Genomic DNA, 23,897 nt, shown 5'->3' on the forward strand with positions numbered 1-23,897 from the left:
ATAATGCGCACGGAGCTTCCCGATTGAAGGGTTGCTACACCAACGTGAAGACAAGACGAATTCCAGCAGGGGAGGGAGCATGGCATTTCCAAAGATCGGTAATCTGGCACCGGCATTTACGCTGAAGAATCAGAGCGGTGAAAACGTCGCTCTTAAAGACTTTCGCGATCATAAAAATGTTGTCCTGTATTTTTACCCCAAAGCCCTGACACCGGGATGTACTACCCAGGCCTGTGGTATCCGTGACAGTGTGGATGAGTTCAGTAAACGCGATACCGTTGTCTTTGGTATCAGCCCGGACCCGGAAAGCAAATTGCAGAAATTCATTGAAAAGCATGAGCTCAATTTTGACCTGTTGGCGGACGAGGACCACAAGGTTGCCGACAAGTATGGATGCTGGGGCCTGAAAAAATTCATGGGTCGGGAATATATGGGGCTGCTCCGTACCACGTTTATCGTCGACAAGAGTGGTCGACTTCAACACATCATCGATAAGGTCAAAACCAAAACGCACCACGAGGACGTGCTGCGCTGGATTGACGAGAATTTGACCTGAGTAGCTAAGAGCCTGAGTACTCGGTGATGTGATAAAAAGTCAGGTTTGAGACATGAGTAACTTTTGGTGTGAAGACGGGGGAGCACCTCACGATCCATAAGACTGGGGAGGCGGCAGATTCTTTTGCAGAATTTTAAAAAAAATTGCACTGTCGCCCCTTGCATTCTGTTCAGATGGTCTATACTGCCTTGTGTAAACGAGCGCCGCTCAACCGTGTTGCCCAGAGCGATTGGGTGTGGTGCGAGGTTGCAGTACAAAAAGTGAACACTCTGGGTAGGCTTCGATGCCTGTTTTCAGGTGCGCCCCCGCACCCAGGTTGTAGTCGGCAATTTTGTCGGCAGTGGTAAATTAGGGACTCGCAGGAAGCGGGCGTAGAACAATAACCGCGGCTCAAGGAACCCATCAAGGAGCAGCTCAATGAACCATATTCAGCCAGACCAAGCTTCGCTCTCAGAAGACAAACCCTTGCAGCAGGCAAGACTGTCCGGTGATCCGAACATTCTTGACCAGTTGCTGGCGCCGCCGGAAGCAACCAGCTTCGGGATCGCCGCTCGAGTAATTGATGTGCTGGAACAACGGATTGGAAAGGCATCTCTGGCAATTCGCCCGGTGGCATCTGACCTCAGTATGTCCACCAGGACCCTGCAGCGTCGCCTGCAGGAGCACAACCTGAGTTTCGCCTCTCTGCGTGATCACGTACGTTTCCGCCACGCGGTGCATTTTCTTAAAGATACTGCACTCAGCGTGGATGGCATTTCCCGTATCCTGGACTTTTCCGATAGAACTAGCTTTACCAGCGCCTTCAAGCGTTGGACCGGAATGTCCCCAACGGGTTATCGCCGTCAGGTTCGACAACGTTTTTAACCAGCGTTTCGGCAATACACCTCGCATCACGTGATCCAGGGCACCGGTGTTTCCGGTGTTCTGGATTGCCTCATTTTGTCAAAGCCGTTAGAGTTGGCCCCAGATTTTTGACTGACTTTATCGAGGTTTAGACCATGGATTTCTTTATTCCTGCTGCTGTGGCACAAGAGGCAGCTCCAGCTCCTCAGGGCAACCCACTGATAACTCTGCTGATGTTCGGTGGCCTGTTCGTGTTTATGTGGCTGTTTATTATTCGCCCGCAACGCAAGCGTCAGAAAGAGCATCAGGAACTGGTTTCCGCGCTTAAAAAAGGCGACGAAGTAGTAATGACCAGCGGCATGCTGGGGCGCGTGGAAAAGGTCGACGATGACTATGTGATTCTGGAAGTGGCGGAAAATATGAAGCTGAAATTCCAGAAGGTAGCGGTACACGCGGTGCTGCCGAAGGGCACCATCAAGAACATCTGATGCTGTTTCCTGGTCTCTACAGGCCTGAACGGCTCAAAAAACCCGGTTTCCCCGGGTTTTTTTATGCATGGAAAAAACTAGGAGGATCCATTGGTGGCAATTCAGTACCCGCCGAGAGAGCGCCTGGCCAATGTGCCAACCCCGCTGCAGCCGCTAAACAGAATTACCGAAAAGTATTCCACGCCCTATGGGGGGCCGCAGCTTTGGATCAAGCGGGATGATCTTACTGAAAGCGCTATGTCCGGCAACAAACTTCGCAAGCTGGAATTCATTGTCGCTGAAGCCAAAGCGCTGGGTTGCGATACCCTGATCACGTGTGGTGGTGAGCAATCCAATCACTGTCGGGCAACCGCACTTGCAGCAGCAAAAACCGGTCTTAGGGCACACCTGATTCTTCGCGGAAAAGCGCTTTTCGGCAGTGATGAGCTGCCGGCTGATGGCAACTTGCTGGTGGACCATCTGGCCGGTGCAGCGGTATCTGTTTATCCGCTGCGGGAATATGTGGAACAGTTGCCGGCATTGTTTGAATATTGGGCTGAACATTACCGTCAACTTGGTGGTAAGGCGCTGTGTATTCCCACCGGAGGCAGTGACGGTCTCGGCATCTGGGGGTACATTAAGTGCGCAGAGGAAGTGCTGGCGGATTGTGCCGCACTGAATTTTGTGCCGGAGCATCTCGTCTGTGCCAGTGGCAGTGGCGGGACCCAGGCGGGGCTCACACTGGGCTGCCAATTGCTTGGGGTGGCGAGTGCTGTAACGGGTTATGCCGTATGTGATGATGCAGACTATTTCGTTAACAAAATAGTCGCGGATGTGGCGGATTGGCGGCAGCGCTATGGCCAGACATTCGGGTTTGATAAATCCAAAATCCAGGTGACAGATTCGTTTATCGGCCCGGGCTACGCGTTGGCGGGGCCGGAAATTTACCGAACCATTGCCGAAGCTGCGCAGTTGGAAGGGATATTGCTGGATCCTGTGTACACCGGAAAGGCCTTCCATGGTTTGTTAGAGGATGTCAGGAACGGTAAATACCGCGGCAGTAATCATTTGGTATTTGTGCACACCGGGGGGCAGTTCGGGGTGTTTCCACACCGGGCGGAATTTATGCAATATCTAGACGGGCTCTGATGGCATGCCCATTCGTAGCATCCCGTGGTAAGAAATAGATTTGCGACAAAATTGCCGGTTTTGGTTAAAAAGGTGGGTTTTTGTTTAATTTTTGGCAGAAACGAGAGCTATGCTGCCGATGGCTGGTGAATTGCTGTTCTCGTCGCAGGGAAGCTGATAACCTGCCGTGCACTTGCAGAGGCCGGTTCTTGTTTTGCTGGTTTACACAGCGAAGACTTGGCGAATAATCACACAAAATAAAAGCAGTGGGGGTTGGTTTGGAATCATTCAATCAATTGTTGTTATCCCTGGATGGACTGCTGGGGTCTGCGCCCTGGTTTCCCTGGGTTCTTCTCGGGGTGGGTTTTTTCTTTACGGTGTATCTCGGATTTCCGCAGATTCGTTATTTTGGTCACGCAATAAAGATCGTTCAGGGCAAGTACGACAAGCCTGGCGATCCAGGTGATACCTCTCACTTTCAGGCGCTGTCCACTGCGCTTTCCGGTACCGTGGGTACTGGTAATATCGGCGGTGTAGGTCTGGCAATTTTTCTTGGCGGCCCAGCGGCACTCTTCTGGATGTGGGTCACTGCCTTCCTTGGTATGACGACCAAGTTTGTCGAGGTAACCCTTTCCCACAAGTATCGTATCAAGGCCGCTGACGGCTTTTATGCGGGTGGTCCCATGTTTTACATGGAGCGCCGTCTCAATATGAAGTGGCTAGCGGTGATTTTTGCCATAGCTACCGTGATCAGTTCTTTTGGTACCGGCAGCCTGCCGCAGGTCAACAATATCGCACAGGCCATGTACGACACCTTTGGTTTGAGCAAGATGCTTACCGGTGGTGTGCTGGCAATTCTGCTTGGTCTGGTGATTATCGGCGGTATTACCCGTATCGCCAAAGTAACCTCGACCATCGTGCCTGTGATGGCGGTCTTGTATATCGTTGGCGCGCTCGGAGTGATCCTCTACAACTACCAGAACATCATTCCTTCATTCGCAGCGGTATTTTCCGATGCGTTTAACGGTAGCTCCGCGGTAGGCGGCTTCCTTGGTGCCAGCTTCGCCTATGCCTTTAATCGCGGTGTAAACCGGGGACTCTTCTCTAACGAAGCAGGGCAGGGATCCGCGCCCATTGCGCACGCCGCGGCTCGCGCCGATGAACCAGTTTCTGAGGGTATGGTTTCCCTGCTGGAGCCGTTCATTGATACCCTGATCATCTGTACGCTGACCGGCCTGGTGATTCTATCTTCCGGTGTGTGGACCGAGAAGCATATGAACCGCTTCGAACGGGCGGATATGACCATCGTCACCGGTAGCTACTCGGACAAAGATGAAGCGCAGGTGAAGCAGCTGTTCGGATACCTGAGTGGCAAACCCAGCGATGTCGGTACCTATACCGGCACCATTGTAGTGGCCGATGGGCAGCCTCTGAACAAGGGTGAATTCACTGTGCTGAACTCCCGCTCCGTGGCTGAGGATGTGGAGTTTCGGGTGGCAGGTGATAATTATTCCGGCACCTTGAAGGTTAATGATGGCCGTCTGGTAAATCCGAACGTCGATGTGTGGGGTAATTCGCTGTTGCACTCGGTAGCTCTTACAAACCGAGCCTTCCAGCGGGGCTTCTTTGGTGATTACGGCAGTTACATCGTAACGTTGGGTATTCTGCTGTTTGCTTTCTCTACCGCCATTGCCTGGTCTTACTATGGCGATCGCTCAATGATTTACCTGTTCGGCCCCAAAGCCGTGATGCCCTATCGTCTGGTGTATGTGGTGGCCTTTTTCTGGGCGGCGGTTGAGGATACGACGGTGATCTGGAACCTTTCTGCCGTTGCCATCGTATTGATGACGCTGCCTAACCTGTTCGGGATCACTATCCTGGCGAAGGAAATGAAGGATACGGTCAAGGATTACTGGAAGGATCCCAGCCACAAGTAATTCGTTGCTTGTAACCATAAAAAAACCCGGCATGCGCCGGGTTTTTTTATGGTTGAGTTGTGGTCGTTTATACGTTCAGCAGCAGGTATTCCCGCTCCCAGGAGCTGATTACCCGGTTGAACTCCTCGTATTCATCCCGTTTGATCGCCGCCCAGGCGCGCACGAAGGTATCGCCAAACATTTCCACCGCCTCAGGACATTCCGCCAGTAATGTCAGGGCGTGTTCCTGGGTTCGCGGCAGGGTGATGGGTTCACTCGAGCAGTCACCTTTGTAAGGTTCGCTGGGTTCTATCTTGTTCATCATGCCAAGGTAGCCACACGCCAGGGAGGTTGCTATCGCCAGGTAGGGGTTGCAATCGGCTCCGGGGAAGCGGTTTTCCAGGCGCTTGCCTTGCGGCGAGCTGTCCGGTACGCGAAGTCCGGTAGTGCGGTTGTCATATCCCCAATGCAGGCTTGTGGGCGCTGCCATTTCCGGTGTGAAGCGACGGTACGAGTTTACGTTGGGTGCAAAGAAGGTAATGAACCCCGGAGTGTATTTTTGCATGCCGCCAATAAAGTGCATAAAACGCTCATTTTCGGAGCCGTCGTCATTCACAAAAATGTTTTTCCCGGTTTTCGTGTCGATGACGCTCTGGTGCAAATGCAGTGCACTGCCGGGTTCATCCTCCATTGGCTTTGCCATAAAGGTCGCGTAGATACCGTGGCGCAGGGCGGTTTCACGCACGGTACGCTTGAACGTAAATACCTGGTCGGCCAGGTTCAGAGGGTCACCGTGCAGAAAGTTGATTTCCATCTGTGCGGTGCCGGACTCATGGATCAGGGTGTCCACATCTAGCCCTTGGGCCTCGCAGAAGTCGTACATGTCCTCAATGATCGGCTCGTATTCGTTCGCTGCATCGATACTGTAGGATTGCCGGGTTTTTTCCGTACGCCCGGAACGTCCTACCGGGGCAGACAGTTTTTCATCCGGGTCCAGGTTGCGCTTGACCAGATAAAATTCCACCTCCGGTGCCACCACCGGTTGCCAGCCCTGTTCAGCGTATTTTTCCAGAACAAATTTGAGGATGTTGCGGGTGCTGATGGGGTGGGGTTTTCCATCACGGGTATAGCAGTCGTGAATAATCTGGGCGGTTGGTTCGTTGGCCCAGGGGTTCAAGCGGATCGAATCCGGGTCAGGTACCAGCAGCATATCCGTGTCTGCGGGATCTACCAGTTCGTTATGTTCATCGACATAGTCACCGGTAACGGTCTGCACCAGAATACTTTCTGGCAAGCGACTGTCTTCGGTGAGGAATTTATCGGTTGGGGTAAACTTCCCCCGCGCGTTTCCGGACATGTCCGGTACCAGGCACTCGACCTCGGAAATTGAGTGTTCTGCGAGCCACTGGGTAATCTTGTCCATGGTACACCTTGTTATTGAAAGGTCTTTTCCCCGGCTGGGGTTCATTAGTATATATCCCGCCCTCAGGACCCAAATAGTCGGAGAGGGCCGGGTCGCCCGTGGGAGCTGACAAAAAAATCCCGGGGCAGGTTTTGATTATGACAGGAAACCGAATTATCATTCAATTTAAATTGAATAATGATTCGGTTTTGTGTGATGGCACTCGCCCCCCATAGCAAACTCTGTATCGTGGGGCTGGCGCTGAGGCAATACACAAGACCCGGTTTAACGGAGAGTTACCCATGCCAGCCAGCGGAACAGTCACCAAACTGCTAGGCCATATCGATTCTTATTACGCCGCCAGCGCGAATAATGCACCCCTCTATCCAGCTCTTGATCAAGTAGTTGAGGCGGATGTGTGCATCATTGGTGCTGGCTACACCGGGCTTTCCAGCGCACTACACCTCGCCGAGCAGGGCTATAAGGTGGTGGTGCTTGAGGCCGAGCGTATTGGCTGGGGGGCTTCAGGTCGTAACGGCGGCCACGTCGGGGTAGGGCAGCGCAAAGGGCAGGAAGAGCTTGAGCGGATGCTTGGCTTGGACGCAGCACGGGTTCTGTGGGACATGGGGCTGGAAGCGGTAAAGACCGTGGAAGACCTGATCCACAAGCACAACATTCAGTGCGACCTGAAGCGGGGCATCATGCACCTCGCGGCCAAGCCCAGTCACGATGGTTGGTTACGCGAAGAAGTCGAGCTGCTCAATACTCGCTATGGCTACGACAAGATGCGTTATGCGGACAGAGAAGAAGTGGGCGCGCTGGTGGGGTCCCAGCGGTTTTATGGCGGCCAGATCGACAGCGGCTCACTGCACCTGCACCCACTGAACTACGCCCTGGGCCTGGCGGCCGCTGCCGCGAACGCTGGTGTTCAATTCTATGAGTTCAGCCGCGTTACCAGTTACACCGGTGGCAGCCCGTGTGTGGTCAACACCGCCAAGGGGCAGGTGAAGGCCCGCAATGTGGTGCTGGCCTGTAATGGTTATCTGGGCAATCTGGAACCGCGGATGGCGGGGCGGATTATGCCTATCAACAACTTCATTCTCGCGACCGAGCCTCTCCCGGAAGAGACTGCGCGGGAATTGATCGCGAACGATTACGCGTTGCAAGACACCCTTTTTGTGATCAATTACTGGAAGCTTTCCGGTGATAACCGTCTGGTCTTCGGCGGAGGGGAGAACTACACCTCCCGCTTCCCTCAGGATATACGCGCATTCGTACGCAGGTACATGTTAGAAACCTACCCGCAATTGGCCGATACCCGTATTGACTATGGGTGGGGCGGTACTCTGGCGATCACCCTGAATCGAATGCCGAGTATCGGCCGTCTTGAACCCAATGTGTATTACAGCCAGGGGTACTCTGGGCACGGGGTTCCCACGGCGACTTTTGCTGGAAAACTGCTTGCGGAAGCAATTGGCGGCACGGAAGAGCAGTTTGATGTATTGTCGCGTATTCCAACGCCGAGCTTCCCCGGGGGAACGCTACTGCGTTGGCCAGGGCTGGTAGCGGGAATGCTTTATTACAGCTTGAAGGACAAGCTGGGCCGGTGAATATGAAAATTGAATATTTGTTCGGTTTGTGGGATAACAAATTGCCAAGGCCATCGCCGGGTTCATCCTGAGTGGTCGTGAATAGGTAGAAACCCGCACAACAATAACCCACGGGGAGTAACGATGACGCAATCTATCCAGCCGTTTGCCGCCAAGAAACACATCCTGGCCTCCACCATCGGTGCAGCCGTTTTGAGCATCGCCGGCGGTGCGAGCGCTGCGCCGGAAATTGAAGAGGTGACTGTCACCGCGCAGATGCGCGCAGAGTCCCTGAAAGACGTACCCATGTCCGTCAGTGCCTTTTCTGGTGAGGCGATCAAGAATTCCAACCTCAGCGATTTCAAAGATCTGTTTGCCATTACACCCGGTATATCGGGCGATACCACCGATTCCTTCTTCGATACGGTGTCCGTACGCGGTGTGAATAACAACAGTTTTGGCACCGGTAGTGATCCGGCTCTGGGTGTGTTCCTTGATGGCGTTTACCAGAGTCGCACCGGTGCCACGCCGACCATGTATGACCTGGAACGGGTAGAGATCGTCAAGGGGCCTCAAGGTACCCTATTTGGGCGCAATACGGCGTCCGGTGCCATCGCGATGACTTCCCGCAAGCCTGGTGACGTTTTTGGTGGAGAAATCTCCATCAACGCCGGCCAGTACGGCCGGGCGAATTTCGAAGGGGCCGTGGACATGCCGGTGAGTGAGGATCTCGCGCTGCGCATATCCGGTATTCACCAGCAGGAAGACGGCCATGTGAAAAACCTTGAAGGCGGCCGTAAGCTGGGTGCCAGTGAAGCGGATGCCATGCGTGTGACCGCCGTTTACAGCGGGTTTGAGAACACTAGCATGACACTGCTCGCGCAGTATGAAGACCGCATCAGTGACGGAACCATTTACCGGGCGCTGGGTACTGAAGGCGCCTATGATGAGGTTTACAACGACCAGCAGGGCACAGACCAAGCGGAAATCGGCGATGTGATTTTCACTGTCGAACACCAGTTGGGGGATATCACTCTCAGCGCTATTAGCGGCTATAAAACCCACAACTACACCTATGTCGAGGACTTTGATGGGACCGCGCAGTCCATTGATACGTTTGTGCGCGATCAGTCCGGAGATTTTTTCAGTCAGGAATTCCGCCTGACTTCCGACAACTCAGGGCCCTTTAATTGGGTGCTGGGAGCGAGTTATTACCGGGAAAACCTGAACGCTTACTTTGCCGGCGTCGATTCCGAAGACTTCATCTGTGCTGGCGCCATGGAAGTCGACTACGAGCTGGATGTGGATTCATCCATGACCTGTGAAGAGCTCGCGCTGGCGTTTCCTGATGAAATGGACGATGCCTTCTGGACCGGTGGCGACCCTTGGGAGTATGCCCCAACCGAAGGCATGTCTATTCCGGGCGGTGTCCGGGTACCGAACGGCATGTCTGTAGAAGAGGCCTATACTCGCGGTGAATTCAGCGGCTGGGGTGTATTCGCGAATACCACCTTTGACCTCACCGAGGCCACCAGTCTCGGTCTGGGTGTGCGCTACACCGAAGACCACAAAAAATACACCGTGGATTCTCCGTGGCCAGATACCTGGACCGGTGGCTGGAACTATCAGGCCATGTTTACCGATGGTCCGATTACCGGCGATAACACCTGGAGCAATATTTCCGGCCGTGCCACCGTGAATCACGATTTCAGCGATCGTGTCACCGCCTATGCCAGTGTGGCTACCGGTTACAAGTCCGGTGGTTTCGATTATCTGACCTACCGCGTAACTGATCCGGCCTTTGCAGAAGATCAGGATGCCTGGCTCGAAGAGTATGAGTGGACCGTCGATAGTGCTACCGGCGAGCCCAACAACTTTGATGAAGAACAGGTTCTGTCCTATGAGCTTGGCGTGAAAGCGCGCTTGCTGGATAACCGATTGCATGTCAATGCGGCGGCATTTCAGTACACCTATGACAATCTGCAACAGGCATTCTTTATCGGTGCCGCCGCCGTTACCCGTAATGTGGGAGAAAGCCAAGGGCGGGGTATGGAAGTGGATGCCCGCTGGTTGATCACCGATAGCCTCGACCTCTACCTGGGACTCGCCTGGCTGGATACCGAGTTCACCGGTGCGCCGGAAGAGTTGTGTGAGGATTGTGATGGTAACCAGATGGCATTCTCACCCGAGTTTTCCTCCGCTACCGTGCTGACTTATACCCGAGATCTGGGGTTCGGCACCATGGCGCTTTCCGGCGAATATACCTATACCGGTGAGCAGTTCGCCGATCTCGAAAACACCGAGGAAGTGAAGCTGGCAAGCCGTAGCCTGGTAAACCTGCGGGCGTCGCTTACCGCCCCATCGGAAAAATGGACTGCGGGTCTGTACGTCGAAAACCTTACAGGTGAGGAATACTACCACTGGGGCTACGCTGCAGCGGATTACAACCTGCCGGCTACCCAGACTGACCCCTCTCGCGGTCGTGTGGCGGGGGTTAATCTCGACTACCGATTCTGATCCGCACGTTCGTTTTCGACCTTCGTCTCACAGGATGAGCAAAAAAGCCGGCAATGATTGCCGGCTTTTTTGTTAATCAGGTGCTCTATTTGTGTTAAAAATGGCAACTCAGCAGAAAGGATTACGAAGTGTCGAGCGCAGAACAGAATCGCCGCAGAAATCAGTTGTCGCCGCGACGGGAGCCAGTACAGGCTCGGGCTCGCGAGCGCGCCCGCCAGATATTGGATACCACTGGTCGCCTGTTGGAGCAGGTAGGACTGAACGACCTAACCACGATCCGCATCGCCAAGGAGCTGGGGGTTTCGGTGGGCTCTGTATATCACTACTTCCCTAACAAGCACGCGATTCTCTATGCGATGGGGGAGCAGTGGCTGGCCAGTCTTACCGAGCGTCTGGATGATCTGGCGGCGGGCAATCTGGAAGAACTGTCGCTGAAGAATTTTCTCGGTGACCTGTTGTTTCGCTGGGAATCGGTCTATCGGGAACAGCGCGGCCTGCTGCCACTGGTGCAGGCAATGTGGGGAATCCCGGAGTTGCATGAGCTTGACCAGCGCCACGATGAGCTTGTGATCAATCATCTGGTGGATATGTTCCGGCGACTCGGCTTTACCTGTCCGCCGAATGAAACCAACCGGTTGGCCCGTGCCACCCTGGAAACCTGTCACGCCATGCTACTGGTTATTGTCAATCAGCAGGGAGTGCGCTCACGACGCACCCGGGAAGATCTGCTGAATATGTTGCTGGTGCTGTTGGAGCCCCACCGCAACGACGAAACCCCCTCGGGCCTGGATGATGTGGAGGCGCCCTGAGACAACATGAGCAGCTCATCTAGTCCATCAATAGTCGCCAGCGGTAACAACAAACTCATTATCGCGATTTCCTCGCGAGCGCTGTTCGATCTGCGCGAGAGCCACCAGGTATACGAAGAGCAGGGGGTGGAGGCGTTTGCGGCCTACCAGATTGAGCGCGAAAACGATGTGCTGCCAAAGGGGGAGGCGTTCTCCCTGGTCGAAAAATTTTTACAGATCAACCAGCGTCTCGACGGTGAGCCCAGGGTTGAGGTGATCCTGCTGTCGCGCAACAGTGCTGATACCGGGTTGCGCGTGTTCAACTCCATCGAGCACTATGGCCTGAACATCAGTCGTGCCGCGTTCTGTAATGGCGAAAGTCCTTATCGTTACATAGCCCCTTTTGGTTGCCATCTTTTTCTGTCGACCGATGGAAGCGATGTGCGACGTGCACTGGAGCAGGGTATCGCCGCGGCAACCCTTATTCCCGGAGGTGCGCGCCAGCGCGGCGATGACACTCTGCGTTTCGCATTTGATGGTGACGCGGTGATTTTTTCTGACGAGGCAGAGCAGATTTTCAAACGTGATGGTCTTGCCGCCTTTACCACCGCAGAGCGCGCCTCCGCCAGGCAACCCTTGCAGGGCGGTCCCTTCAAAGGTTTTTTGGAAGCGCTACAGCAACTGCAGGCAGAGTTTCATCCAGAAAGCTGTCCCATCCGAACAGCGCTGGTCACCGCGCGCTCCGCACCTGCACATGAGCGCGTAATCCGAACTCTGCGCGAATGGAACATCCGCATCGACGAGTCCATTTTTCTTGGGGGGCTTCCAAAAGGGGAGTTCCTGCGGGCCTTTGGTGCCGATGTATTTTTTGATGACCAGCCCAACCACTGCGCTTCGGCAGCCGCCCATGTGGCAACCGGTCATGTCCCTCACGGCATTGCCAATGTCGAAGTGTAAATCGGTGTAACCGCTTCTCGCCGGCGTTTCATTCTGTAACTCTTTTCAACACGATTGTCATTTGTCGAGGTTTATCTGTTGGCTCGCTGCAGGTTTCGCTGCTATGCTTTTGCCGCATATAGGTATAGAGTTTTTATAACCAACAGTTGGCGTAAAAATGAGCATTGTCAGTGCCTGACGAGTGCTGCCAACGTTTGACAGGGAGAGGCTATGAAGCTGCAGCAGCTGCGTTATATCTGGGAAGTGGCGCACCACGACCTCAATGTATCTGCCACGGCACAGAGTCTATTCACCTCACAACCGGGTATCAGTAAACAGATCCGGCTGCTTGAGGACGAGCTTGGCGTGGAGATTTTTGCACGCAGTGGCAAACACTTGACGCGGGTCACTCCGGCCGGAGAGGCCATTTTGAAAACCGCCGGCGAAATCATGCGCAAGGTGGAAAATATCAAGCAGGTGGCGCAGGAGTTCAGCAACGACAAGCGCGGCAGCCTCGCCATTGCTACCACCCATACCCAAGCCCGCTATGCGTTGCCTCCGGTGATCAAGGGGTTTATCGCCCGTTACCCTGAAGTGTCTCTGCACATGCATCAGGGCACGCCCATGCAAATCTCAGAAATGGCGGCAGACGGTACGGCAGACTTTGCCATTGCCACCGAGGCGCTGGAACTGTTCAGTGATCTGGTGATGATGCCCGTGTATCGGTGGAATCGCTGTATTCTGGTCCCCAAGGGGCACGAGCTTTGCCAGCTTTCCAAGCTTACTCTGGAGGAGGTCGCCAAGTACCCGATCGTGACCTACGTATTTGGTTTTACCGGGCGTTCAAAGCTGGATGAAGCCTTTCTGGAAAAAGGTCTTTCGCCGAAGGTGGTATTTACCGCAGCCGATGCGGATGTGATCAAAACCTATGTGCGACTTGGGCTGGGCATCGGCATTGTTGCAGATATGGCTGCGGTGGAAGATGAAGACAGTGATCTGGTAGCACTCGATGCCAGTGAGCTGTTCCAATCCAGTGTGACCAAGATCGGCTTCCGCAAGGGGATTTTCCTGCGAGGATTTATGTACGAATTTATCCAGCAATTCGCGCCCCACCTGACCCGCGAAGTGGTCGAGCAGGCCGCCCAGGCCTCTTCCCGTGCGGAGATCGATGAGCTCTTTTCGCATATTGATCTGCCCGTTTACTAGATATTCCTCCAGACAGAGACGAAAAAGCCCGGGCAAAATGGCCGGGCTTTTCGGTGTGCTTTGATATCAGGGGCTGCCTGGTCAGGCTGAGGCTTTGTTCAAAACCTCTTTGACAAATTTGAAGTACACCGTATAAACCTCTGGTTCCTGACCCTCTGCTTCCACTACAAAAAATGGCGCACGCTGAACATTAAGGCGCTGCGCCATTTGCATGCCAGGGCTTTGAGGATCTCGCTCGTCGGCAATCAATACCTGATCGAGAAACTTTTCCTGGTCGTTTTCCTTGAGCTTTTGTTCTACATCCCGGCACTTCGCACACAGAGAACCATCGGCAAGAATTTTTTTGACCAGGGTAATACGCATCTGTCACTGCCTTATGTTAATGCGGACCAACTGCTGCCCGGATCATTCCGGACCTGCATGAATTCGGTTGAGAGAAATAGTGGCGCGGAATCTACCAGAGGCAGCGGGTTCAGGGAAATACCAAACGGCGATAGCTCTATAACTGTCGTGACGGCCTGAGGTTGGCTGCAGAACTCATTGTACAAGTCATCGGGAGGATTGCCGGAATCAGGGAAACCGGCTCTCGAGTGTTTCCAGAATCAGCCGGACTTTATCGAGACACTCCCTGTGCTCGGCGGCTGGGTCCGAGTCGGCCACGATACCGCCGCCGGCGGCACAGCTGATCTTGCCAGCGGCGGCCGTCAGTGTCCGAATAGCAATATTGGTATCGGCGCGGCCGCAGCTGCTGATGTAGCCGATGCTCCCGCAGTAAGCACCCCGGGGACTCAATTCCAGCTCGCGAATAATTTCCATCGCGCGGCGCTTGGGAGCGCCAGTAATCGACCCGCCGGGGAAACAGGCTTCCAGTACCTGTGGGAATTCCACGTCTTCCGGAACCTGCCCGGTAATGGTGCTCACCAGGTGGTGGACATTGGCAAAGCTCTGCAGCTCGAAAAGTGCCGGTACCCGCACGCTGCCGCGGCGGCACACTTTGCCAAAGTCATTGCGCAGCAGATCGACAATCATCAGGTTTTCCGCGCGGTCTTTGCGGCTGGCCATAAGGGACCTGGCGAACGCGGAGTCCTCCACCGGGTCGCCACTGCGGGGAGCTGTGCCTTTGATCGGCTCGGTCTGCAGAAAGCTGCCGTCGGCGCGAATAAAGCGCTCGGGAGAAAGACTGAGGAGCTGCCCTTCCGGTAGGGCAAGAAACGCGGAGAATGGGCCCGCTACCCTCTGCCGCAAGGCCAGATACGCGGCGAAGGTATTGCCTTCGTAGCACGCATCAAAGCGTTGGGTGAAGTTCGCCTGATAGATGTCACCAGCGCGAATGTATTCGAGGATGCGCGAGATCTGAGCCTGATACTGCTCGGCGGTGAACTCATGCTTGAACGTAGAAGTCAGGCGGAAGTGTTCCGCCGCCGGCGTCCTGTGCCAATCCAGGCCACTAAATCGTGCGCGCAGGTCCCGTTTTTGCGGTTCGGTGCAGGCTGGATGAAACACCAGGTGACTGGCTTGTAACTGGTGATCGACGATCAGCGCCCAGGTGTAAAGTCCGAAGTAGCCGCCGGGCAACGGTGTTTTGCGATTGTCCGGTGGCAGAAAGTTGCTACTGCTACCAATTTCATAGCCTGCGTAGCCGATTACACCACCGCAGAACGGGAGTTGTTGATCTTCTTCCTGGGGCGCCAGTTCGCACAGAAGGTCGTCTATCTGTTGGAAAGGCGTGTTGCTGTCTGCACTCAATCGCAGATCTGATATCGGGTCGGCACTGAGTATGTCAAAGCGGCCGCCGCGAGCACTGGGATTTCCGGAGTCTAACCAAACGGGGCAGGGCAGATCCGCCAGCGCTGCGAATGCGGCACCGGTATTCATCGAATAAGGCAGGGAAATGATTTGCAAAACGTCAACCAGATATCCGGGCACACTCACCACAAAGAGTGCACCATTTGAGCGGAGCTACTTTACTCCAAAACCAGCCCTGCGCCTATTCACTTCAAGGCGTTTCCCGCTAGCTGTGGCATAGCTCCAGGCTGGCCCGAGGTTACCTCGAAACACCCATCTAGCGGGCGCTTATCACGGCTGCCGGCAACGAGTTGTCAGAATCCTGTGCCCTTAACAAAATCTAGCTGATTTTACGCTCGATTCCTGCCTGGGACATCAGGCGGGTAGCGAGTTCCTCTACCGAGAGTTCGGTGGCGTCCAGGTAGGGGATTTGGCTGCGCCGCAACATCTGTTCAACTTGGCGCACTTCAAATTCGCACTGCTCAGGCGAGGCGTAGCGGCTATTGGCCCTGCGTTCCTGGCGGATACTCATCAGGCGGCGGGGATCAATGGTGAGCCCGAAAAGTTTGTGTTGAAAGGGACGCAGTATTTTCGGCAGCGCGGTAGAGTCCATGTCCTCTTCCGTGATCGGGTAGTTCGCGGCGCGCAAGCCGAACTGCAGGGCGAGGTAGAGGCAGGTCGGGGTTTTACCTGAGCGCGAGACGCCCACCAGAATAATATCGGCACTTTCAAATTCGCGGGTGCGGCGACCGTCGTCGTTGTCCATGGCAAAGTGAACGGCATCGATACGCGCGGTATAGCGGCGATCATTGGCGATACCGTGTGAAATGCCGACGGTGTGTGCGGGATCAGTGCCGAACAGGGCGGCGAGTGGCGCGAGATAGCTTTCAAACACATCGAGCATCAACGCAGAGCTTTGATGCAATTGCCTGCGAATGTCGTCCGAGATGATGCTGGAGATGACTATTGGCTGTAGGCCGGATTCACTCGCGGCGCGCTCGATACGATGAAGTACCTGGTTGAGCCGTTCATCCGAGTCCACATAGGGCAGGGTTACCTGTTCGACCTGCTGATTGCGAAACTGTGCCAGCAGGCTGTGGCCAATGGCTTCCACGGTGAGGCCGGTGCCGTCGGAGATGAAAAATGCCGTGCGCTTTTTGTAGTCGGTGGTTTCCGGTGCTGTGACGCCAGCGCGTATTTCACTCATGGTCTCTGGTTTCCTGGTTTCGCATCGGCATTTGACGGATGGCGGTTGAATAATTTTGTTAATGGTATATCACTGCCCACGAAAATTCGTGTGTGCAATTTGGCATCCGCCCAAGGCCAGGAATCTCGGCTGCTCCCAATTCTTGTAGGAGAATTACAACAAAAATAGCGCAATTTTGGCCGGGTTTGCGGGGTATTATTTACAAATCCCATCCTTATAATCTGCCGCCAGAACAGTAGTTGCAGAGGGCAATCCATTGACCACTTACACCATCGATTTCGCGAAGCTGGGCATGGCGGATGTCGACAAGGTCGGCGGCAAAAACGCATCCCTGGGGGAAATGATTTCCTCCCTTTCCGGGGCCGGAGTCAGTGTTCCGGGCGGCTTTGCCACTACCGCGGACGCTTTTCGCGAATTTCTCGCCGGTGCACAGCTGGATACCCGTATCGCTGAGCGACTGCAGGGTCTGGATGTTGAGGACGTTATTGCGCTGGCCGCCGCCGGTGACGAAATTCGCAACTGGCTGCTAGACACCCCATTTCCCGCACAGCTGGAGGCGGAAATTCGCTCTGGCTACGAGGCTCTTGGCGGCGGTGAGACCGCTGTAGCGGTGCGCTCCTCCGCAACCGCGGAAGATCTGCCAGATGCGTCTTTCGCCGGTCAGCAGGAAACCTTCCTGAATATCCGCGGCATCGACGCGGTACTGCAGGCGGTCAAAGAGGTCTTTGCCTCCTTGTACAACGACCGTGCAATCGCTTACCGGGTACACACTGGCTACGCGGACGTAGGCGTGGCCCTGTCTGCGGGTATCCAGCACATGGTGCGCAGTGAAACCGGTGCCTCCGGGGTAATGTTCACACTGGATACCGAAAGCGGTTTCCGCGATGTGATTTTCATTACCGCAGCCTACGGTCTCGGTGAGACGGTAGTACAGGGGGCGGTGAATCCGGACGAATTCTACCTGTACAAGCCGGCCCTGGATGCCGGGCGCCCGGCCATCCTGCGCCGCAATCGCGGAAGCAAGGCAATCAAGATGGTTTACGACCAGAGCGGCGAATGTGGCCGTTCCGTCAAAACCGTGCAGGTGGCGGAAGCGGATCGCCTGCGCTTTTCCCTGAGCGACACCGAGCTTACAGATCTGGCCATTCAGGCTCGCCGTATCGAAGAACACTACCAGCGCCCGATGGACATTGAATGGGCTAAAGACGGTGATACTGGCAAGCTGTTTATTGTCCAGGCGCGTCCGGAGACCGTGCGCTCCCGCGATACCGGCACCAGTATCGAGCGTTACAAGTTGCATGAGCGTAGCGATATCCTCTGCGAGGGCCGGGCTATCGGTCAGCGCATCGGCGCCGGTCGCGTGCGGGTGTTGGAGTCCGTTGAGGACATGGCCAAAATGCAGGACGGTGAGGTGCTGGTCACCGACATGACCGACCCGGATTGGGAGCCGGTACTAAAAAAAGCCAGTGCGATTGTGACCAACCGCGGTGGCCGTACCTGTCACGCGGCGATCATCGCGCGCGAGCTGGGTATTCCCGCCGTAGTGGGTTGTGGCGATGCCACTGAAAAGCTGTCCACCGGTACACCGGTTACCGTCACCTGTGCCGAAGGCGATGCGGGCTTCGTCATGGCAGGTGAGCTTGACTTCGAGCGTTCGCTCACCGAAGTCAGCGATATGCCGGATCTGCCGTTTAAAATCATGCTGAATGTCGGTAACCCGGATCGCGCCTTTGCCTTCTCCAACCTGCCGAACCAGGGTGTCGGACTTGCGCGACTGGAGTTTATCCTGAACCGCATGATCGGCATTCACCCCAAGGCACTGCTGGAGCTGGACAAGCTGCCGATGGATCTGCAAAAGAACATCCGCAACCGCATCGGTGGCTACGCGTCTCCAGAAGAGTTTATCGTCGAAAAGCTTGTGGAGGGCATCTCCACCCTGGCGGCGGCCTTTGCCCCCAACCGCACGATCGTGCGCTTGTCGGACTTCAAGTCGAACGAGTACGCGCACCTGGTCGGCGGGCAGATGTACGAGCCCAGTGAAGAAAACCCCATGCTGGGCTTCCGCGGCGCTTCGCGTTATCGCTCCAAGGACTTCCGCGAGTGCTTTGCGCTGGAATGCCGTGCACTGAAAAAGGTGCGCGACGAAATGGGGCTCACCAATGTAGAAATCATGGTGCCTTTCGTGCGCACACCGGACGAGGCGCGTCAGGTTGTCGAGCTGTTGGAACAGAACGGTCTGAAACGTGGAGAGAATGGCCTCAAGGTCATCATGATGTGCGAACTCCCGTCCAATGCCTTACTGGCGGACGAGTTCCTGCAATATTTCGACGGTTTTTCCATCGGTTCCAATGACCTGACCCAGCTGACGCTGGGGCTGGACCGTGATTCCGGCCTGGTGGCGGAACTGTTTGATGAGCGTGACCCAGCGGTGAAAATGCTGCTGTCCCGCGCCATCCAGGCCTGTAAAAATGCCGGTAAATATGTCGGTATCTGTGGCCAGGGGCCGTCAGATCACAAGGACTTTGCGCAGTGGTTGATGGAAGAGGGGATCGACAGTGTTTCCCTGAACCCGGACACCGCGGTGGATACCTGGCTGTATCTGGCGAACTCTCAGGCGTAAGGAAAACCCAGAACCTTGCCGCGCAGCCCTGCTCCGGAACTGAAAAAAGCGACCTTTCCAGGTCGCTTTTTTTGTGTCTGTCCGTGAAACAATTTCCTAAAGTCTTGCGCAGGTTTGCAAACGAGGATTTGTTGAATGGGCATCCTTGTTCTTGTGAACATCAGGCAATTACCTTAAGTGCATTGCCAAACCCGATAAAACCCGCTTTTCGGCATAAAAAGTATTCTAAGCGTGGAGAGCCCGCTCAATAGAATCGAAAGAGTCCCTGTTATATCGAGAGTTTCAGGGGGACTGTTTATACAAACAGGAATCTTCGATTGAAGTATTGATTGAGGTGTTGTCATGCAAAAATCTTCGTCGTCTACGCCAGAAAAATATCTCACAGAGCTGATACCTCTTGCCTGTGCCGGCGATCTGTCGGCAAGTGGAACCGCAACATCGGGTTATTACCGCAGTGTTGCCGCTGCCGACAAGGCCTCCCGGGAGATGCATCGACTGCTGGTGGCTGCCATGCTATTTGTGGGCGTTCTCGTTGGCAGCCTGTGGCCGAGCTTGGGGAATGCGTATACGGGAACCAACTGGTTCGATGACGACGCAGCGATGCATTCGTCCGGTTCACCGTCGATCCGGATCAACCTTAGTGAACAGAAGGCGTACTTCTATAAAGGTAGCCGTCTCGTTGGCGTGTCTAACGTATCGTCGGGAAAGGCCGGCTTTCGAACCAGTGCGGGCCACTTCCGGGTACTGGCCAAGCGTCCCAACCACCGCTCCACCATTTACGGCAGCTATGTAGACCGCAGTACCGGAAGGGTGGTGAAGGCAGACGTGGATACCCGCAAGCATCGCCGTCCTCCGGGCACCTACTACCGCGGCGCGAAAATGAATCACTATATCCGCTTTAATGGTGGTATCGGACTGCACGCATCGGGGCATGTTCCGCGCTACCCCGCGTCCCACGGGTGTGTGCGTATGCCGCCGCATATGGCGCAAAAGTTCTTCCAATATGCCCGCGTCGGAATGCCTGTTCGCGTGAGTTATTGAAGCAGGCCTCCAGCAGGAGTGAAGGGATGTAGTGATTGTGCGGATATTTTCCGTTGCAGCACGTGCAAATGCCGGGATTATCCATCAGGGTAATACCCGGCATTTTTATAGGTGCGCTGTGTTGCCTATCTGCAAGCGCTATGATGGCAGCCACCTATATATGCACTGATTTTTACTCCAAGGAGGCGATCCATGAGCCAGCGTATTTCCACCCCGGACCTGTGCGATGAATACCCGGACCTGATACAGGTGCTGGAACCCATGTTCATTAACTACGGCGGTAAAGAGCAATTTGGGGGAGAGATCGTCACCATCAAATGCTTTGAAGACAATTCACTGGTGCGGGAACAGGTGGCTAAGGCGGGCAGGGGCAAAGTGCTGGTGGTGGATGCGGGCGGCTCCATGCGGCGCGCGTGTCTCGGTGATCTGCTGGCTGAAAAGGCCTGCGTCAATGGGTGGGAGGGGATCCTGATGTACGGGTGTATCCGCGATGTGGATGCCATTTCTGAGCTAGAGTTAGGAGTACAGGCGCTGGGAAGCCACCCTATGAAAACCGATAAAAAAGGTATCGGCGAACTTAACGTTGCGGTGACTTTTGGCGGCGTCACCTTTAAACCGGGAGAGTATGTGTACGCTGATAATAACGGTGTGATAGTTTCTCCCCAATCACTTATAGAAATTGGAAATATCTGAGCCTGCCTTATTTGCGCTGATCCTGCTGTCTGCGCTTGCTCACGCCGTATGGAATGCGGTTGTCAAACACAGCGAAGAAGGATTTCTACAACTGGCGATGATTCGCAGTGTCGGCCTGCTTGTGGGTGCGGCACTGGCTACCCAGTTGCCGCTGCCGGGAGAGAATGCGCTGGGGTTTCTGCTCGGCGGGGCCTTCTTTCAATACCTGTATTTCTACCTGCTTTCCCGTTCCTATCTAGCGCTGGATTATGGCACCGCATACCCCATGGCACGCGGGGTAACCCCGCTTATGGTTGCTACCGCCGCGCTTCTATTTCTGGATGAGTCTCTGCAGCCATTGCAGTTGACCGGTATTTTGCTGGTTACTTGCGGTATTTTTGCCCTGATCATGAAGGAGCTTCGCGTCAGCGGGAAAGGAATTTTCTATTCCCTGGGTACGGGTATTGCCATTACCGGGTACACCACATTGGGGGCTGCTGGCGTGCGCACCGTAGAGAATCCCCTTAGTTATGTGGCCTGGCTCGAAATCCTGTCTGGTGGCGGCATCATACTCACGGTTCTGCTCACCCGGCCGCTGATCGGGTTCGCCTTTGCTCGCACCCACTTTGTCCGTAGCTCGGTTTCCGGGGTACTGGCGACCTGCGGCTTTGGCATCGCACTGTGGGCCACCTCCGTAATGCCGGTGGCGGCAGTTGCCGCCACCCGTGAAGTCAGTATTCTGTTTGCCGCGGTAATATCCGTGGTGCTGCTGAATGAACGCTTCTCCGCGCACAGGGTATTTGCCGCGTTGATAATTTTTACTGGCATTGGCACTCTGGCACTTGCCTGATCGGCGTTTTGCCTATAGTTGCAGGCTAACGTCTAGTTGCAGGCTAAAGTCGCCGGTAAATCACCATTCCTCACTGCGTGTCTACAGCGACGCCGCTGCTGTCGGCCAACAAATTTCTCAAACAAGGATAAGTAATGAGTACCCTGCGCCAGAAGTGGATCACTACCCCCCTGTTGAAATGGATCAAAAAGGTCTTGCCGCCAATCTCGGATACCGAACGGGAGGCGATGGAGGCGGGAGAGGTATGGTGGGACGCACAACTCCTTTCGGGTAAGCCAGACTGGGAACAGTTACTGAATATGGGGCCACCTGAACTGAGCGAGGCAGAACAGGCTTTTCTTAACGGGCCGGTAGAGGAACTCTGCCGTATGCTCGACGACTGGCAGATCTCCTACGAAGACCACGATATATCCCCTGAAATCTGGGACTTCCTCAAGAAAAACCGCTTTTTCGGTATTATTATTCCCGAGCAATTTGGCGGCCTCGGCTTCTCCCCCTCGGCACATGCGCAAATCGTCACCAAGATTTCCACCCGCAGCACCACGGTCGGCGTCACTGTCATGGTGCCCAATTCTCTCGGCCCGGGAGAATTGCTGATGGCACATGGCACCGAAGCGCAAAAGAACTACTACCTGCCGCGACTGGCTGATGGACAGGAAATCCCCTGTTTTGGTCTCACCAGTCCGGAGGCCGGGTCCGATGCCGCTTCAATGGTCGACCATGGAGTGGTCTGCTACGAGGAGTATCAGGGCGAAAAGACCCTGGGTATGCGGGTGAACTGGCACAAACGCTATATCACCCTGGGGCCAGTGGCGACCATTCTCGGACTGGCCTTCAAGCTGTATGACCCGGAACACATTCTTGGTGATCAGGAGGAACTGGGCATCACCGTTGCTCTGGTGCCGACAGACACCCCCGGAGTAACCATTGGGCAGCGGCATATCCCCGCGTTGCAGGCGTTTATGAACGGTCCCAACTGGGGCAAGGACGTCTTTCTTCCCATGGACTGGATTATCGGCGGTCAGGAGAACATTGGCCGCGGCTGGCATATGTTGATGAGCGCGCTGGCTGCCGGGCGGGGCATCTCGCTGCCGTCGCTGTCTACTGGCGGGGCCAAACTCGCCGCGCGTACCACCGGTGCCTACGCCCACGTTCGCGAGCAGTTCGGGATTCCCATCGGCAAGTTCGAAGGCGTACAGCGTCGTCTTGCAGAAATTGCCGGTATTGCCTATGTACTGGATTCCGCCCACAAAACCACCACCCGCGCGCTGGATCAGGGGCGCAAGCCGGCCGTCATTTCTGCGATTATGAAGGCACATGCCACCAATGGACTGCGCCAGGCGATCAACGATGCCATGGACATTCATGCGGGCAAGGCGGTCATCGATGGCCCGAGTAATTATCTGGGGAATGTGTACCGTGCTGTGCCGGTCGCTATTACGGTGGAAGGGGCCAATATCCTGACCCGCAGCCTGATGATCTTCGGGCAGGGCGCCATCCGTTGTCATCCCTATCTGTTGCAGGAAATGGAGGCCGCCACCAACCCGGATCATGATGCCGGGGTGCAAGAGCTGGATGCATTGCTGCCGAAACATTTCCTGTTCCAGGTTAAAACTTTCGCCCGCGCGGTGTTCCACGGCTGGACCGGTGGGCTTTTTGCCAGCAGCCCGAAAGGCGTCGGCGATGCGACCAAGTACTATCGGCAGATGAACCGCTACTCGGCGGTACTGACGCTGGTGACCGAAATCTCACTGATGTCGCTGGGCGGTGAGCTCAAGCGCAAGGAAATGATTTCTGCACGGCTCGGAGATGTATTGAGCGAACTCTACCTGATGAGCTGCACACTGAAGCGATTCAAGGACGACGGAAGCCCGAGGACAGATCGACCACTGCTGGAATTTGCCATGCGCTCCGGCTTTCACAATATTGAAGTGAGCCTGATTGAGGTCTTCCACAATTTCCCCCTGCGCTTTGTCGGACAGTTGATGCAGTTCCTGACCATGCCCTGGGGACACAGTATCCGCGCAGCTTCCGACCGTCAGGCACAGGCCTGCGCCAACCTGATAATGGAACCCTCGGAAACCCGCGACCGTTTGACTGCCGGTGTATTCCCCGGTGTTACCGGTGACGGTATCGATATCGTCGAGAAGGCGTTTCTGAGCAGCCACGAAACGGCGGCTATTCGTGAAAAGATGAAGAAGGGCGGATTGCGTGCCTTGCGGCCGGATACCATCGACAAAGCCGTGGCCGATAAGCTGATTACCGAGGAGGAGGGCGCGCAGATCAAAGTAACCTTCGATGCAGTAGACAAGGCGATCCAGGTCGACCACTTCGAATCATTGTCCAAATCCGCCTGATCGGGTGGTGTTGCACG

Annotated in this window: 19 protein-coding genes; 15 read left to right on the top strand and 4 right to left on the bottom strand. The window is 55.1% G+C overall.

Going from position 1 to position 23,897, the window contains the following annotated elements; genetic code table 11:
* Positions 1–79 precede the first annotated feature (79 nt).
* The 5 genes from bcp (at position 80) to PVT68_RS01735 (ending at position 4,931) form a co-directional block, all read left to right on the top strand.
* The gene (bcp, locus tag PVT68_RS01715) at positions 80–556 is read left to right on the top strand and encodes a thioredoxin-dependent thiol peroxidase (RefSeq protein ID WP_280320846.1); all 477 of its coding nucleotides are present in this window, start codon (positions 80–82) and stop codon (positions 554–556) included.
* A gap of 417 nt (positions 557–973) precedes the next feature.
* On the top strand, positions 974–1,420 hold the full coding sequence (locus PVT68_RS01720) for a helix-turn-helix domain-containing protein (protein ID WP_043316188.1): 447 nt from the start codon (positions 974–976) through the stop codon (positions 1,418–1,420).
* A 134-nt stretch (positions 1,421–1,554) separates the two neighbouring features.
* Positions 1,555–1,887, top strand: coding sequence for a preprotein translocase subunit YajC (yajC, locus tag PVT68_RS01725; protein WP_280320847.1), 333 nt, complete (start codon positions 1,555–1,557; stop codon positions 1,885–1,887).
* Between the two features lie 90 nt (positions 1,888–1,977).
* A complete protein-coding gene (locus PVT68_RS01730) occupies positions 1,978–3,015 on the top strand; it encodes a D-cysteine desulfhydrase family protein (RefSeq protein WP_407666117.1) in 1,038 nt (345 codons plus the stop codon).
* Positions 3,016–3,272: 257 nt separating this feature from the next.
* Positions 3,273–4,931 carry an alanine/glycine:cation symporter family protein gene (locus PVT68_RS01735; RefSeq protein ID WP_280320849.1) on the top strand — a complete coding sequence of 553 codons (1,659 nt, stop codon included), beginning with the start codon at positions 3,273–3,275 and terminating at the stop codon, positions 4,929–4,931.
* A gap of 67 nt (positions 4,932–4,998) precedes the next feature.
* Here PVT68_RS01735 and PVT68_RS01740 read toward each other — a convergent pair whose 3' ends face one another.
* Positions 4,999–6,333: a glutamine synthetase family protein gene (locus PVT68_RS01740; protein ID WP_280320850.1), complete on the bottom strand. Its 1,335-nt coding sequence runs from the start codon at positions 6,331–6,333 to the stop codon at positions 4,999–5,001.
* 281 nt (positions 6,334–6,614) lie between these two features.
* Between PVT68_RS01740 and PVT68_RS01745 the strand changes: the two genes are divergently transcribed.
* The 5 genes from PVT68_RS01745 (at position 6,615) to cysB (ending at position 13,348) form a co-directional block, all read left to right on the top strand.
* Positions 6,615–7,922 (top strand): NAD(P)/FAD-dependent oxidoreductase, encoded by a 1,308-nt coding sequence (locus PVT68_RS01745; protein ID WP_280320851.1) that lies wholly within the window; start codon positions 6,615–6,617, stop codon positions 7,920–7,922.
* A gap of 123 nt (positions 7,923–8,045) precedes the next feature.
* Positions 8,046–10,418 carry a TonB-dependent receptor gene (locus PVT68_RS01750; RefSeq protein ID WP_280320852.1) on the top strand — a complete coding sequence of 791 codons (2,373 nt, stop codon included), beginning with the start codon at positions 8,046–8,048 and terminating at the stop codon, positions 10,416–10,418.
* Positions 10,419–10,546: 128 nt separating this feature from the next.
* On the top strand, positions 10,547–11,227 hold the full coding sequence (locus PVT68_RS01755) for a TetR/AcrR family transcriptional regulator (RefSeq protein ID WP_280320853.1): 681 nt from the start codon (positions 10,547–10,549) through the stop codon (positions 11,225–11,227).
* Between the two features lie 6 nt (positions 11,228–11,233).
* On the top strand, positions 11,234–12,163 hold the full coding sequence (locus PVT68_RS01760; RefSeq protein WP_280320854.1) for a 5'-nucleotidase: 930 nt from the start codon (positions 11,234–11,236) through the stop codon (positions 12,161–12,163).
* A gap of 210 nt (positions 12,164–12,373) precedes the next feature.
* Positions 12,374–13,348 carry an HTH-type transcriptional regulator CysB gene (gene cysB / locus PVT68_RS01765; RefSeq protein WP_280320855.1) on the top strand — a complete coding sequence of 325 codons (975 nt, stop codon included), beginning with the start codon at positions 12,374–12,376 and terminating at the stop codon, positions 13,346–13,348.
* Positions 13,349–13,429: 81 nt separating this feature from the next.
* On the opposite strand, the gene PVT68_RS01770 is transcribed toward cysB, so the two are convergent.
* The 3 genes from PVT68_RS01770 to ppsR all read right to left on the bottom strand — a co-directional run bounded on the left by PVT68_RS01770 (position 13,430) and on the right by ppsR (position 16,340).
* Entirely contained in the window at positions 13,430–13,711 is a 282-nt protein-coding gene (locus PVT68_RS01770; protein ID WP_280320856.1) for a hypothetical protein, read from the bottom strand.
* A 207-nt stretch (positions 13,712–13,918) separates the two neighbouring features.
* Complete coding sequence (gene pabB, locus PVT68_RS01775; RefSeq protein WP_280320857.1) at positions 13,919–15,250, bottom strand: aminodeoxychorismate synthase component I; 1,332 nt, start codon at positions 15,248–15,250, stop codon at positions 13,919–13,921.
* A 223-nt stretch (positions 15,251–15,473) separates the two neighbouring features.
* A complete protein-coding gene (ppsR, locus tag PVT68_RS01780) occupies positions 15,474–16,340 on the bottom strand; it encodes a posphoenolpyruvate synthetase regulatory kinase/phosphorylase PpsR (RefSeq protein WP_280320858.1) in 867 nt (288 codons plus the stop codon).
* 256 nt (positions 16,341–16,596) lie between these two features.
* Here ppsR and ppsA point away from each other — a divergent pair, with 256 nt between their 5' ends.
* The 5 genes from ppsA to PVT68_RS01805 all read left to right on the top strand — a co-directional run bounded on the left by ppsA (position 16,597) and on the right by PVT68_RS01805 (position 23,880).
* Positions 16,597–18,960 carry a phosphoenolpyruvate synthase gene (ppsA, locus tag PVT68_RS01785; RefSeq protein ID WP_280320859.1) on the top strand — a complete coding sequence of 788 codons (2,364 nt, stop codon included), beginning with the start codon at positions 16,597–16,599 and terminating at the stop codon, positions 18,958–18,960.
* 342 nt (positions 18,961–19,302) lie between these two features.
* A complete protein-coding gene (locus PVT68_RS01790) occupies positions 19,303–20,001 on the top strand; it encodes a L,D-transpeptidase (RefSeq protein ID WP_280320860.1) in 699 nt (232 codons plus the stop codon).
* 192 nt (positions 20,002–20,193) lie between these two features.
* Entirely contained in the window at positions 20,194–20,694 is a 501-nt protein-coding gene (gene rraA, locus PVT68_RS01795) for a ribonuclease E activity regulator RraA (RefSeq protein ID WP_280320861.1), read from the top strand.
* Positions 20,681–21,523 (top strand): DMT family transporter, encoded by an 843-nt coding sequence (locus PVT68_RS01800; protein ID WP_280320862.1) that lies wholly within the window; start codon positions 20,681–20,683, stop codon positions 21,521–21,523. Before rraA ends, PVT68_RS01800 begins: the two co-directional genes overlap by 14 nt.
* A 134-nt stretch (positions 21,524–21,657) precedes the next feature.
* Positions 21,658–23,880, top strand: coding sequence for an acyl-CoA dehydrogenase (locus tag PVT68_RS01805; protein ID WP_280320863.1), 2,223 nt, complete (start codon positions 21,658–21,660; stop codon positions 23,878–23,880).
* The last annotated feature ends 17 nt before the right edge of the window (positions 23,881–23,897 follow it).

The sequence above is a fragment of the Microbulbifer bruguierae genome, from assembly GCF_029869925.1.
In the GTDB taxonomy this organism is placed as follows: Bacteria; Pseudomonadota; Gammaproteobacteria; order Pseudomonadales; family Cellvibrionaceae; genus Microbulbifer; species Microbulbifer bruguierae.

Bases quoted from the DNA above. Each gene is read 5' to 3' on its own strand.
- bcp (WP_280320846.1), top strand. From the start codon at position 80: ATGGCATTTCCAAAGATCGGTAATCTGGCACCGGCATTTACGCTGAAG.
- PVT68_RS01720 (WP_043316188.1), top strand. From the start codon at position 974: ATGAACCATATTCAGCCAGACCAAGCTTCGCTCTCAGAAGACAAACCC.
- yajC (WP_280320847.1), top strand. From the start codon at position 1,555: ATGGATTTCTTTATTCCTGCTGCTGTGGCACAAGAGGCAGCTCCAGCT.
- PVT68_RS01740 (WP_280320850.1), bottom strand. From the start codon at position 6,333: ATGGACAAGATTACCCAGTGGCTCGCAGAACACTCAATTTCCGAGGTC.
- PVT68_RS01745 (WP_280320851.1), top strand. From the start codon at position 6,615: ATGCCAGCCAGCGGAACAGTCACCAAACTGCTAGGCCATATCGATTCT.
- PVT68_RS01750 (WP_280320852.1), top strand. From the start codon at position 8,046: ATGACGCAATCTATCCAGCCGTTTGCCGCCAAGAAACACATCCTGGCC.
- PVT68_RS01760 (WP_280320854.1), top strand. From the start codon at position 11,234: ATGAGCAGCTCATCTAGTCCATCAATAGTCGCCAGCGGTAACAACAAA.
- cysB (WP_280320855.1), top strand. From the start codon at position 12,374: ATGAAGCTGCAGCAGCTGCGTTATATCTGGGAAGTGGCGCACCACGAC.
- PVT68_RS01770 (WP_280320856.1), bottom strand. From the start codon at position 13,711: ATGCGTATTACCCTGGTCAAAAAAATTCTTGCCGATGGTTCTCTGTGT.
- ppsR (WP_280320858.1), bottom strand. From the start codon at position 16,340: ATGAGTGAAATACGCGCTGGCGTCACAGCACCGGAAACCACCGACTAC.
- PVT68_RS01790 (WP_280320860.1), top strand. From the start codon at position 19,303: ATGCAAAAATCTTCGTCGTCTACGCCAGAAAAATATCTCACAGAGCTG.
- rraA (WP_280320861.1), top strand. From the start codon at position 20,194: ATGAGCCAGCGTATTTCCACCCCGGACCTGTGCGATGAATACCCGGAC.
- PVT68_RS01805 (WP_280320863.1), top strand. From the start codon at position 21,658: ATGAGTACCCTGCGCCAGAAGTGGATCACTACCCCCCTGTTGAAATGG.